General features: G+C 75.9%; 10 protein-coding genes. 5 read left to right on the top strand and 5 right to left on the bottom strand.

What is annotated here, in order from left to right; genetic code table 11:
- Positions 1 to 685: hypothetical protein (locus AKI01S_RS52050; protein WP_439951705.1), on the top strand; the 685-nt coding region annotated here is incomplete at its 5' end.
- Complete coding sequence (locus AKI01S_RS37835; RefSeq protein WP_067829311.1) at positions 682 to 1,416, top strand: PspA/IM30 family protein; 735 nt, start codon at positions 682 to 684, stop codon at positions 1,414 to 1,416. The genes AKI01S_RS52050 and AKI01S_RS37835, both read left to right, overlap by 4 nt.
- 566 nt (positions 1,417 to 1,982) lie before the next feature.
- Here AKI01S_RS37835 and AKI01S_RS51255 read toward each other — a convergent pair.
- Positions 1,983 to 2,546 (bottom strand): hypothetical protein, encoded by a 564-nt coding sequence (locus AKI01S_RS51255; RefSeq protein ID WP_067829308.1) that lies wholly within the window; start codon positions 2,544 to 2,546, stop codon positions 1,983 to 1,985.
- 106 nt (positions 2,547 to 2,652) lie between these two features.
- Here AKI01S_RS51255 and AKI01S_RS37825 point away from each other — a divergent pair, with 106 nt between their 5' ends.
- Genes AKI01S_RS37825 through AKI01S_RS37815 form a run of 3 tightly spaced genes read left to right on the top strand, consistent with a single transcriptional unit; the run spans position 2,653 to position 6,457 of the window.
- Positions 2,653 to 3,804: an acyl-CoA dehydrogenase family protein gene (locus tag AKI01S_RS37825; RefSeq protein WP_218009976.1), complete on the top strand. Its 1,152-nt coding sequence runs from the start codon at positions 2,653 to 2,655 to the stop codon at positions 3,802 to 3,804.
- The gene (locus AKI01S_RS37820) at positions 3,804 to 4,742 is read left to right on the top strand and encodes an acyl-CoA dehydrogenase family protein (protein ID WP_067829305.1); all 939 of its coding nucleotides are present in this window, start codon (positions 3,804 to 3,806) and stop codon (positions 4,740 to 4,742) included. The genes AKI01S_RS37825 and AKI01S_RS37820 overlap by 1 nt, the downstream gene beginning before the upstream one ends.
- Positions 4,743 to 4,762: 20 nt before the next feature.
- A complete protein-coding gene (locus AKI01S_RS37815; RefSeq protein ID WP_067829302.1) occupies positions 4,763 to 6,457 on the top strand; it encodes a CocE/NonD family hydrolase in 1,695 nt (564 codons plus the stop codon).
- A gap of 4 nt (positions 6,458 to 6,461) precedes the next feature.
- Here the strand turns inward: AKI01S_RS37815 and AKI01S_RS37810 are convergent, their stop codons facing one another.
- From AKI01S_RS37810 to priA, 4 genes are read right to left on the bottom strand one after another with little or no spacing between them, the layout of a single operon-like run.
- Entirely contained in the window at positions 6,462 to 7,292 is an 831-nt protein-coding gene (locus AKI01S_RS37810; protein ID WP_067829299.1) for an ATP-grasp domain-containing protein, read from the bottom strand.
- Complete coding sequence (gene hisF, locus AKI01S_RS37805) at positions 7,289 to 8,050, bottom strand: imidazole glycerol phosphate synthase subunit HisF (RefSeq protein ID WP_067829295.1); 762 nt, start codon at positions 8,048 to 8,050, stop codon at positions 7,289 to 7,291. Before hisF ends, AKI01S_RS37810 begins: the two co-directional genes overlap by 4 nt.
- Positions 8,047 to 8,433: a RidA family protein gene (locus AKI01S_RS37800; protein WP_067829292.1), complete on the bottom strand. Its 387-nt coding sequence runs from the start codon at positions 8,431 to 8,433 to the stop codon at positions 8,047 to 8,049. The genes hisF and AKI01S_RS37800 overlap by 4 nt, the downstream gene beginning before the upstream one ends.
- A complete protein-coding gene (priA, locus tag AKI01S_RS37795; RefSeq protein WP_067829290.1) occupies positions 8,430 to 9,149 on the bottom strand; it encodes a bifunctional 1-(5-phosphoribosyl)-5-((5-phosphoribosylamino)methylideneamino)imidazole-4-carboxamide isomerase/phosphoribosylanthranilate isomerase PriA in 720 nt (239 codons plus the stop codon). Before priA ends, AKI01S_RS37800 begins: the two co-directional genes overlap by 4 nt.
- Positions 9,150 to 9,198: the final 49 nt, after the last annotated feature.

Raw genomic sequence — 9,198 nt, 5'->3', positions numbered from 1 at the left:
GCGGCGGCGGTCGGCCGAGCTGGCGGCGGCCGCGGCCGGGCTGCGCGCCGTGCTGGACGACACCGAACGCGACCTGGCGGCGGCCCGTTCCCTGATCACCGCCGAGCAGCGGTGGCAGGCCGAGCTGGCCCCGCACATCGCCCGCGCCCGGAGCGTCATGCGGCAGGTCCGCGCCGACCTGGCGGCCGGGCCCGTCGACCCGATCGCCGAGCACCAGCGCCTCCAGGAGGCGCACGACGCGCTCGACGAGGCGCTGTCGGGGGTGCGCGGCGAACGGGAGCGGCGGCGCAGCGCCGCCGTCCAGCTCGACCAGGCGATCCTGGTGGCGCGCAGCGAGATCGCCGCCGCCCGGGACCTCATCGCCACCCGGTGCGGCGCGGTCGGCAGCACCGCCCGCACCCGCCTGGCCGAGGCCGAACGGCGCCTGGGCCGCGCCGTCGGCCTCGCCGGGCCCGACCCGGTCACCGCGCTCACCGCCGCCGAGCAGGCCGCCGCCCTCGGCCAGCAGGCCGCCCAGCTCGCCGAACGGGACGTGCGGGGCCACTCGCTCGCGGGCGTCCCCGGCGGGGACGGCGACCTGGCGGGCGCGGGCGGCTTCGGCGGTCCGGCGACCCGCGTCCGGCGCGGGCGGTCGTTCCCGGCCGCCGACCGCGTGACCACCGACCACGGGGGCTTCCACCCATGACCAAGCAGAGCATCGTCGGCCGCGTGGCCCAGCTCGCGCGGGCCGACGTCCACGCCCTGCTGGACGAGGCCGAGGACCCGGAACGGGCGCGGGACCGGCTCGTCCGGGACTACACCGACACCATCGGCGAGGCCGAGCGGGCGGCCGCCCGGACGGCCGGGGACCTGCGGCTGCTGGAGGCCGACCACGCCGAGGACGTGCGGGCCGCCGCCGAGTGGGGCCGCCGGGCCCTGGCCGCCAGCCAGGAGGCCGACCGGCTGCGCGCCGCCGGGGACGCCGCCGACGCCGACCGGTTCGACGACCTCGCCCGGGTCGCGCTGGAACGGCAGTTGCAGGCCGAGACCGAGGCCCGCACCACCGCGCCCGCCATCGCCTCCCAGCGGGAGATCGTCGACCGGCTCCGCACCGGGGTCGAGCGCATGCGGTCCCGGCTGGCGGAGCTGAGGGACCGCCGCGACGACCTGACCGCCCGGCCACGGCTCCCCCGCACCACCGAAAACGCCGACCCCACGGACCCCATCAGCGAGATCACCCGGTTCGAGCAGAAGCTGCGACGCGAGGAGGAACGGGTCCGCGGCCGCCGGGACCCGGCCACCTCACCCCTGGACACCCGGTTCGAGACCCTGACGGGCCTGGAGTGCAGAGCCGAGGTGGAAGCCCGCCTGGCGGCCCTGAAGGCCCACGGCCCGGCAGCCCTGGCCGCCCGCTCCCCACAACACGACGTCCCCTGAACCCGACAACAACGCGACCGAGCCCAACGCCAAAGCTCCCAAGCCCTGGAAGCAGCGCACGCGAACAAACACCACACGAACAAAACCCGCCCAGCACAACGACACAGCACGACGCGGTCGACACGGCACGACGCGGTCGGCACGGCGCAGCGCGGCACGGCACGACGCAACGCGGCACGGCACGACACAGCGCGGCACGAAACGGCACAGCACGGCACAGCGCGGCACAGCACAGCACGGCACGGCGCAGCGCGGCACGGCACGGCGCAACGCAGCGCGGCGCGGCGCAACGCAGCGCGGCGCGGCGCAACGCAGCGCAACGCGGCGCAACGCAGCGCGGCGCGGCGCAACGCAGCGCAACGCGGCGCAACGCAGCGCAACGCGGCACGGCACGGCGCAACGCAACGCGGCGCGGCGCAACGCAACGCGGCGCGGCGCAACGCAGCGCAACGCGGCGCGGCGGTGTGGGCTGTGGGGCGTGGTGAGGCAGGCGGGCAGCGCGTCGAGGGCGGCGCCGCTCCAGAAGCCGCGCGGGTAGACGTCACGCGTGTAGAAGCGGCGCGGCGTCAGAGGGGGTGTGGTGTGGGGGTGTCGGGGGTGCGTTGGGCGTGGGAGCGGCGTACGAAGAGCACGATCCAGAAGACCGCGGCGAACGCGCCGGCCACCGCGCCGCCGATCACGGTCAGGCCCAGGTAGCCGAAGACGGTGTCGTCGGGGGTCACCGTGAGCTGTCCCTCGGTGTCCTGGCAGGTCAGGCGGACGGTTCCGGTCATCGGGGCCTCGAAGGTGGCGGTGTAGCGCAGGCCGGGCCGCTCGCCGGCGCTCCAGGCGTTCTCGCGGGTGAGGACCACCGGGCCGGTCATCCCGTCGGACGCGGTCACCACGCAGACCGTCGGCGCGGGCGCGTTCCGCTGCGCGTACAGGAAGTAGCCGTGCCCGCGCACCAGCCGCACCGTCACGCCCGAGGCGGGGTCGCCGGACGCCGGGGGGTCGTCGGCGACGCGCAGCGAGCCCAGGTTGAGGCCGACGAACACCAGGCACCACAGCGCGGCCGCCGCCAGCAGGAGGGCGGGGACCGTGTACCAGCCCGCGCTCGGCCGGACGGGTTCGGGGTGCGGCGCTGCCCACATACCGCCACGATCGCAGACGGGTCCGGCACAAGGCCAGTAAGGGGCCACTGACGACAGGGTGGGGCGAACCCGGTAACGTCGCCTCCGGATCTTTCGGGAGGCGGATGTGGCGACGTCACCGGAGCCGGGAGCGCTGCCGGAGCTGGAACCGGGCACCCTGCCGCCGGACGCGGGGGCGCTGCGCGGCCGGGTGCGGGAGTTCCTGGCCGGGCAGGACTTCACCCCGCGCTGCGACAGCTGGCTGACCGGCGCGGACCCGGCGTTCAGCAGGCGGCTCGCCGAACGCGGCTGGCTCGGCATGACGCTGCCGCCGCGCTACGGCGGGCACGGCCGCTCCCCGCTGGAACGCTTCGTCGTGATCGAGGAGCTGCTCGCGGCGGGCGCGCCGGTCGCCGCGCACTGGATCGCCGACCGGCAGACCGGGCCGAGCATCGCCGCGCACGGCTCCGAGGGGCTCAAGCGCCGGTTCCTGCCCGCGATCACGCGCGGCGAGTGCTTCTTCGCGATCGGGATGAGCGAGCCGGACGCGGGGTCGGACCTGGCGTCGGTGCGCACCCGCGCCGAACGCGTCGCGGGCGGCTGGCGGCTGCACGGCACCAAGATCTGGTCCAGCGGCGCGCACCTGGCGCACACGATCCTCGTGCTGGCCCGCAGTGCCCCGGCGGACGGCGACCGGCACGCGGGGCTGAGCCAGTTCGTCGTGCCGCTGCCGGGCGAGGGCGTGACGGTCCGGCCGATCCGGGGCCTGGCCGGGGAGCACCACTTCAACGAGGTCGTGTTCGACGGCGCGTTCGTCCCCGAGGACCTGCTGCTGGGCGAGCCCGGTGACGGCTGGCGGCAGGTCACCGCCGAGCTCGCCTACGAGCGCAGCGGCCCCGAACGCCTCCTCAGCACGTTCCCGCTGGTCCGGCTGCTGGCCGAACGCGCCGCGACCCCGGCGGAACGCCGCGCGGCCGGCGGTCTGCTGGCCCGGCTGTGGGCGCTGCGGCAGGCGTCGCTGGGCGTGGCCGGGGCGCTCGCGCGGGGCCGCGCGCCCGACATCCCCGCCGCGCTGGTCAAGGACATGGGCACCCGGTTCGAACGCGAGGTGATCGAGGTGGTGCGCGCCCACTCCCCCGTCGAGCCCGATCCCGCCTCGCCCGACCCCCTGGCGCGGGCGCTGGCGGAGGCCGTCGTGCAGTCGCCGGGGTTCACGCTGCGCGGCGGCACCAACGAGATCCTGCGGGGCATCGTGGCGCGCGGCCTGGGGGTGCGGTGATGACCGGGCTCCTCGACGAGACCGCGCACCGGATCCTCGCCGCCGATGATCCCTGGCCCGCGCTGGAGGAGGCCGGGCTGACGCTGGTCGGCGTCCCGGAGGGGGCGGGCGGCAGCGGCGGCGGCCTGGAGGACGCGGCCGTGCTGCTGCGCGCCGCCGGGTACCACGGCGCGGCGGTGCCGCTGGCGGAGACCGGTTGGCTGGCCGGGCGGCTGCTGGCCGCCGCGGGGCTCGGGGTGCCCGCCGGGCCGCTCACCGTCGCCGTCCCCGGCGCCGGGGGACGGCTGCGGCGCGTTCCGTGGGCGCGGTCGGCACGCCGGATCGTCGTGCTGGCCGACGGCGCGGTCACGGTCGTCGACCGCGCCGGTGTGGAGGTCGCCGAGGGGGCGAACGTGGCGGGCGAGCCCCGCGACGAGGTGGTCCTCGTGTCCGTGTCCGGGGAGAGCGCCCCGGCCCCCGTGCCGCCGGAGGAGCTGTGGCGGTGGGGCGCGCTGGCGCGGGCGGTGCAGCTCACCGGGGCGATGCGGCGCGCGCTGGACCTGGCGGTGCGGCACGCGGGCGAGCGCGAGCAGTTCGGGCGGCCGATCGGCCGGTTCCAGGCGGTTCAGCACCTGCTGGCCGAGGCCGCCGGGGAGGTCGTGGTCGCCGACGTGGCGGTCCGCGCCGCCGTCCGCGCCCCGGACGATCCGCTGGCCGTCGCGGCGGCCAAGGCCGGCGCCTCCCGCGCGGCGGGCGTCGTCGCGTCGGTCGCGCACCAGGTCCACGGCGCGATGGGCGTCACCGAGGAGCACCCGCTGCGCACGGTCACGCTGCGGCTGTGGTCCTGGCGCGAGGAGTTCGGCGACGAGCACCACTGGGCCGCCGAGGCCGGGCGGCTGCTCGGCGACCGCGACCCGTGGGTCGCCCTGACCGAGACGGGTATTGTTACTGGGGAGTAATCCCCCCTACTGGAGACCGCATGGCATTCAGGGACCTCCTGTCAGCCCCGCAGATCCGGATCCCCCGCTACACCGTGCAGCGCGACCTGCCGGTCACCACGCCCGACGGCGTGACGCTGCTCGCCGACCGCTACGCGCCCCCCGGCATGCGCGAACCGCTGCCCACGATCCTGGTCCGCACCCCCTACGGGCGGCGCGGGCCGGCGGCGGTCCTCAACGGGCTGCCGTTCGTGCCGTTCGGGTTCCAGCTGGTGGTGCAGAGCGCGCGCGGCACGTTCGGGTCCGGCGGCGAGTTCGACCCGCTGGGCAGCGAACGCGAGGACGGTCTCGCCACCGTCGCCTGGCTGCGGGAACAGCCGTGGTTCGACGGGTCGTTCGCCACCTACGGAGCCAGCTACCTGGGGTACTCGGCGTGGGCGCTGGCCGCCGACGCCGGGCCCGAGCTGAGGGCGATGTCGTTGCAGATCACCGCCTCGTCGTTCCGGGACGCCGCCTACGTGGGCGGGTCGTTCGCGCTGGAGTCCACGCTGTCGTGGACCGACCTCACCCACCGGCAGCAGCGGCGGCTGGGCCTGCTCGCCGCGCCGCTGGTCTCGCGCCGCCGCGCCGTGCGCGCCGCCCGCAGCGGGCGGCCGCTCAGCGAGCTGGACGTGCTGACCGGCGGCGCGCCCATGCGGTTCTACCAGGACCTGCTGAAGCACCACGCGCCCGAGGTCGGCGCGGAGTACTGGTACAAGCGGGACTTCAGCGGGCGGGTCCGCGACGTCGAGGCGCCCGTGGCGCTGCTGGGCGGCTGGTACGACATCTTCCTGCCCTGGCTGGTGAAGGACTACCTGTCGCTGCGGGCGGGCGGCCACCGCCCCCACCTGACGATCGGGCCGTGGTGGCACACCGACGCGCGGCACAGCCTGGTGTCGTTCCGCGAGTCGCTGGCGTGGTTCCGCGCGCACCTCAAGGGCGAGACGTGGGGGCTGCGCGCCAACCCGGTGCGGGTGTACGTGACGCGCGCCAAGGAGTGGCGCGAGTACACCGACTGGCCGCCGCCGGGGATGCGCCAGGAACGCTGGCACCTGCACGCGGGCGGCGGCCTGGGCACCGACGGGCCGCAGCGGCGGGACCCGAGCGCCTACCGGTTCGACCCGCGCGACCCGACCCCGGCGCTCGGCGGGCCGACGCTGCTGGGCAGTTCCAGGCCGGTGGACAACCGGCCGCTGGAGAAACGCCCCGACGTGCTGGTGTTCACCTCGCCCGAGCTGGCCGAGGACCTGGACGTGGTCGGGCCGGTCGCCGCCGACCTGTTCGTGCGGTCCAGCCGCGAGCACACCGACTTCGTGGTGCGACTGTGCGACGTCGCGCCCGACGGCGTGTCCCGCAACGTCTGCGAGGGCGGCCTGCGCCTCGACCCCGGCCGGCCGGTCGCCGACAAGCCGGTCGGGACCGAGGGGGTGCGGCGGGTGGCGATCGACCTGTGGCCGACCGGGCACCGGTTCGAGCGCGGCCACCGCGTCCGCGTCCATGTCACCAGCGGCGCCTATCCGAAGGTCGCCGCCAACCCCGGCACCGGCGAGCCGATCGCCACCGCCCGGGAGATGGTCGCGGCCGAGCAGGAGGTCCTGCACGACCCCGACCATCCCTCGGCGCTGCTGCTGCCGGTGGTGCGGACCTCCCCCGAGGCGGTGGTCCCGGCGCCCGCCGAGGAGGAGGGCGGGGAGTGACCGTTCACAGGCGCGCGGCGATGGCCTTGGCGTAGCGGGCGGCGGCCCCGGGGTCGTGGTCCAGGAACAGGTTCGGCTCGGTGAGCTCCAGTTCGAGCAGGACCGGGGAGCCGTCCGGGCCGGGCACCAGGTCGACGCGGGCGTACAGCAGGTCGCCGGGGGCGTGCGCCAGGACCTCGCGCGCCACGGCGAGCTGCTCGGGGGTCGCCTCGACGGGAACGGTGTCCCCGCCGATCGGCCGGTCCGGCACGCCCGCGCCGGGCGCGAGGATCGCGGCCTTGCGGGCGGCGTGGCTGAACTCGCCGTCGCAGAACAGCAGCGCCGTCTCGCCCTCGGTGTCGATCGCCGACAGGTACGGCTGCACCATCACCGTGCGGTCCTCGCCGCGCAGCCGCCGCAGGTGGGCGCGGGCGCGGTCCTCGTCGCCGCGCCGCCAGCGGGCGGTGTCGCGCGACCCGCACGACACCGACGGCTTGATGACGTACTCGTCCCAGTCGGACGGGAGGTCGGCGGGGTCCCACAGCGTGGGGACGACGGGCACCCCGGCCTCGGCCAGCTCGCGCAGGTAGGTCTTGTCGGTGTTCCAGCGCAGCACCGGCGCGGCGTTCCGCAGGCGCGGGACGCCGGCGGCCCACTCCAGGAACTCCTCGCGGCGCTCGGTGTAGTCCCAGGTGGAACGGACCACGACCAGGTCGAACGCGGTCCAGTCGGTGTCGGCGTCGTCCCACGGGACCGGGACGGCCTCGACGCCGAGCCCGGCCAGCTCCCCGCGCAGCAGCGCCGCCTCGGCGCCGCCGTCCGGGATGACGGAGAAGGTGGCGATCGCGACCCTCATCGGACCTCGTTCCCGGCCGCGCGCAGCGCGTCCTTCACCTCGGAGACCTTCAGGTCGCCGAAGTGGAACACGCTGGCGGCCAGCACCGCGTCCGCGCCCGCCGCGACGGCCGGGGCGAAGTGCTCCACCCGGCCCGCCCCGCCGGAGGCGATCACCGGGACCGACACCCGCGCCCGCACCTGCTCGATCATCTCCAGGTCGAAGCCGTTCCTGGTGCCGTCGGCGTCCATGGAGTTCAGCAGGATCTCCCCCACGCCCAGCTCCTCGCCGCGCCGCGCCCACTCCAGCGCGTCGAGGCCGGTGCCCTTGCGGCCGCCGTGCGTGGTGACCTCGAAGCCCGACGGGGTGCCGGGGGCGCGGCGCGCGTCCACCGACAGCACGACGCACTGGGACCCGAACCGGTGCGCGGCCTCGCGCAGGAACTCCGGGCGGGCGATGGCGGCGGTGTTCACCGACACCTTGTCGGCGCCCGCGCGCAGCAGCCGGTCCACGTCCTCGACGGTGCGGATCCCGCCGCCGACCGTCAGCGGGATGAACACCTGCTCGGCGGTGCGGCGCACCACGTCGTAGGTGGTGGAACGGTCCCCGCTGGAGGCGGTGATGTCCAGGAACGTCAGCTCGTCGGCGCCCTCGGCGTCGTAGCGGCGCGCGAGCTCCACCGGGTCACCGGCGTCGCGCAGGTTCTGGAAGTTGACGCCCTTCACCACGCGCCCGGCGTCGACGTCCAGGCACGGGATCACGCGTACGGCGACGGTCATGCGTCCCCCCGATAGGCTTCCACTTCGACCTCCACCAGCATCCGCGGGTCCAGCAGGCCCGCGACGACCAGGATGGTGGACACCGGGCGCACCTCGCCGAACAGCAGCTCGTGCGCCCGCCCGACGTCCGCCGAGTGGGCGACGTCGGTGATGTACATGCGGGTGCGCACCACGTCGTCGCGGCCCAGGCCGAGACGCTCCAGCGACCACAGCGCGATCTGGAACGCGGTGCGGGCCTGCTCGAACGGGTCGCCGACGTGCACGACCTGCCCGTCCACGGTGGCGGTGCAGCCCGCGACCAGCGCCAGGTCCCCCGCCAGGACGGCCCGGGAGTACCCGAAGGTGTCCTCCCAGGGGCCGCCGGACGTGATGCGTTCGATCACTTGACGGCCGCCAGGGCCTCTTCGAGGGTGAACGCCCGCGCGTACAGGGCCTTGCCGACGATCGCGCCCTCCACGCCGTCGGGGACCAGCGTGGCCAGGGCGCGCAGGTCGTCCAGCGACGACACGCCGCCGGAGGCGATCACCGGCTTGTCGGTGCGGGAGCACACCTCGCGCAGCAGCTCGGTGTTGGGGCCGCGCAGGGTGCCGTCCTTGGTGACGTCGGTGACGACGTAGCGCGGGCAGCCGTCGCGCTCCAGGCGCTCCAGGACCTCCCACAGGTCGCCGCCCTCGCGGGTCCAGCCGCGCGCGGCCAGGGTCGTGCCGCGCACGTCCAGCCCCACGGCGATCCTGTCGCCGTACTCGGCGATGATCCTGCGGCACCAGTCGGGGTCCTCCAGGGCGGCGGTGCCGATGTTGACGCGCGCGCAGCCGGTGGCCAGGGCGGCCTCCAGGGAGGCGTCGTCGCGGATGCCGCCGGACAGCTCGACCTTCACGTCGAGGCGGCCGGTGACCTCGGCGAGCAGCTCGCGGTTGGAGCCGCGCCCGAACGCGGCGTCCAGGTCCACCAGGTGGATCCACTCCGCTCCCGCGTTCTGCCAGGCCAGGGCGGCGTCCAGCGGGTTGCCGTAGGAGGTCTCGGTCCCGGCCTCGCCCTGCACCAGGCGCACGGCCTGGCCGTCGGCGACGTCAACGGCGGGAAGGAGCGTCAGTGTCATGGCATGAACCTTATCGATGCGGGTGGCGGAGGTGCCGCGACCGTGCGGG

The organism is Actinomadura kijaniata NBRC 14229, assembly GCF_001552175.1.
Taxonomy (GTDB): domain Bacteria; phylum Actinomycetota; class Actinomycetes; order Streptosporangiales; family Streptosporangiaceae; genus Spirillospora; species Spirillospora kijaniata.
The sequence above is the reverse complement of the archived record's forward strand: the minus strand, read 5'-3'. Positions and strand labels throughout refer to the sequence as shown.